General features: G+C 71.3%; 2 protein-coding genes. Both read left to right on the top strand.

Annotated features, from left to right (window positions below; genetic code table 11):
• Nucleotides 1-1,066, top strand: a 1,066-nt coding sequence (locus V7004_RS15650; RefSeq protein WP_334145183.1) for a S1C family serine protease, incomplete at its 5' end; no start/stop codon positions are given.
• A gap of 146 nt (nucleotides 1,067-1,212) precedes the next feature.
• Nucleotides 1,213-2,436 carry a signal recognition particle-docking protein FtsY gene (gene ftsY, locus V7004_RS15645; protein ID WP_334145181.1) on the top strand — a complete coding sequence of 408 codons (1,224 nt, stop codon included), beginning with the start codon at nucleotides 1,213-1,215 and terminating at the stop codon, nucleotides 2,434-2,436.
• Nucleotides 2,437-2,556: the final 120 nt, after the last annotated feature.

Genomic DNA, 2,556 nt, shown 5'->3' with positions numbered 1-2,556 from the left:
GCCCCCGAGCGAACCCTCCTCCCGTCCCCCCTCGTCGCGAGGGGGTGGGTGGCGGCTGGTCTTCACCGCCCTTGCCATGGCGGTGCTCATCGCCGCCGGCTTCGTGGCCCGCGGCCTGATCGAGGATCCCGGCAGCCCCACTGCGGTGACCACCATCACCCCGAGCTCGCTGCCGGCCGGCACCACCCCGGTGGTCAACGGCGGTGGTGACGAGCCGGTCGCGGCGGTGGCGGCCGCGGTGAGCCCCGCGGTGGTGCAGATCGAGACCGGCAGTGGGCTCGGATCAGGCACCATCTACGACCCCTCCGGGCTGATCATGACCAACGCCCACGTGGTGGGCAACGCCCGGTCGGTGAACGTCCGCCTCGCCGACGGATCCAGCCACCAGGGGCGGGTGCTCGGCGCGGATCCGTCCAGTGACATCGCGGTGGTCAAGATCGACGCCAACGACCTGCCGGTGGCCCGTCTCGGCGACGGTCAGGTCCAGGTGGGCCAGATGGCCATCGCGCTGGGCAGCCCCTTCGGGCTCTCGCAGACCGTCACCGCGGGGATCATCAGCGCCGTGGACCGCCCGGTGCCCAATCAGGTGGGGGTGGCGGTCAACATGTTGCAGACCGACGCGCCGATCAACCCCGGCAACTCCGGTGGAGCGCTCGCCAACCGCAACGGCGAGATCATCGGGGTGCCCACCTCGATCTTCAGCCAGAACGGCGAGAACAACGGCATCGGCTTCGCGGTGCCGATCGACACCGCCAAGCGGGTCGCCGACCGGATCGTGAACGGCCAGTCGCTCGACAAGGCCGTCCTCGGCATCCAGGGATCGTCCAGGACCACCAGCAGCGATCCGGGCGCCGTGGTGCAGAGCGTGGTGCCCGGCGGGCCTGCAGCGGCCGCGGGAATCCAGGTCGGTGACCGCATCGTGGCCGTCGACGGCAAGCCCGTGCGCACCTTCGAGGAGCTGCAGGGCCGCATCGGGACCTATTCCCCCGGGGACCGGGTGCAGGTGACCTTCGTGCGTGACCGCGAGACGCACAGCGTCGAGGTCACACTCGGCAGCGGTCGCTGACGGCCCCACAGAGCTCCCAGCCCGCTCGGGCGCACCCTCCGGGGTGCGCCCGAGTCGGTTTTCGGCCCCGGGGACCGCGGCGCCCGCTCGCCTCCCGGTCGTTCGGCACGCTGCCCCGCCACGCGCACCGCTAGGCTCGGCCCGCCATGGAGATCCTCCTCCTCTTCGTCGTCCTGGCGGTGCTCGTCGGGGTCAGCCTGGCCCTGGTGAGCGGCCGCCGCCGCCGGTTGCGCGGGCTGGAGCCACCACCGGATGCCCCCCGGGTCCCCCAGCACGTGCTCGACGAGCTGGCGGAACGCAAGGCCGCGACCACCGAGCTCGCCGAAGCCGAGCCCGCCGAGATCGAGCCAGTCGAGATCGAGGAAGCGCTGCGGGAGGCGGTCGAGGAGGCCGTCGCCCCGGCGGAGGCCGAAGCAGTCATCGCCGAGGCCGAGGCGATCACCGTCGAGGCCGCGCCGGTCGAGGTCCCGGTCAAGCCCCGCTTCCGTGACCGGCTGGCGAAGGCTCGGGGCCTGCTGGCCGGCTACGTCGGCTCGCTCGTCGGCCGCAGCACCATCGACGCCGAGACCTGGGAGGAGCTGGAGGAAGCGCTCATCCGGGCCGACGTCGGGGTGGAGCCCACCACCGAGCTGCTCGACCACCTGCGAGCCCGGGTGAAGGACGAGGGCCTCACCGGCGGCGAGCAGCTGCTCGAGGCCTTGAAAGACGAGCTGAAGGCCCGTCTGTCGGGCTTTGACCGTTCCCTGCGGTTCGCCGAGTCCCCACCGACGGTGTGGTTGTTCGTGGGGGTGAACGGCGTGGGCAAGACCACCACCATCGGCAAGGTGGGCAAGCAGCAGACCGCGGACGGTCACCGGGTGGTGATGGCCGCCGGCGACACCTTCCGGGCGGCGGCCGCCGAGCAGCTCGGCATGTGGGCCGAGCGGGCCGGGGCGGACATCGTCCGCGGCGCCGAGGGGGGAGATCCCAGCGCGGTCATCTACGACGCGATCGAGAGCGCCGCCGCCAAGGGTGCCGACCTGGTGCTCGCAGACACGGCCGGGCGGCTGCACACCAAGGTCAACCTCATGGAGGAGCTGCGCAAGGTGCGCCGGGTGGCCGAAAAGGGCGCGGGCACCGTCACCGAGGTGCTGCTGGTCCTCGATGCCACCACCGGTCAGAACGGTCTGGTGCAGGCCCGGGAGTTCACCGACGCGGTCGAGCTGACCGGTGTCGTACTCACCAAGCTCGACGGCTCTGCCAAGGGTGGCATCGTGGTCGCCATCCAGGCTCAGCTGGGTATCCCCGTCAAGCTGGTCGGGTTGGGAGAGGGCGCGGACGATCTCGTACCGTTCGACGCCGACGAGTTCGTCGAAGCGCTGTTCTCGTAGGGGGAGACCATGCGGTTGATCAAAGGCCTGGTGCATCTGCTGATCCGGCTGGCCGTCCTACCGTTCAAACTGGCCCTCGTCCTGCTCGGCGGCACCTTCAAGGCGGGGGTGAAGGTGGGG

The sequence above is a fragment of the Rhabdothermincola sp. genome, from assembly GCF_036846205.1.
Taxonomy (GTDB): Bacteria; Actinomycetota; Acidimicrobiia; order Acidimicrobiales; family Acidimicrobilacustridaceae; genus Rhabdothermincola.
Note: the sequence above shows the minus strand (reverse complement) of the source record. Positions and strands in the feature narration are given on the sequence as shown.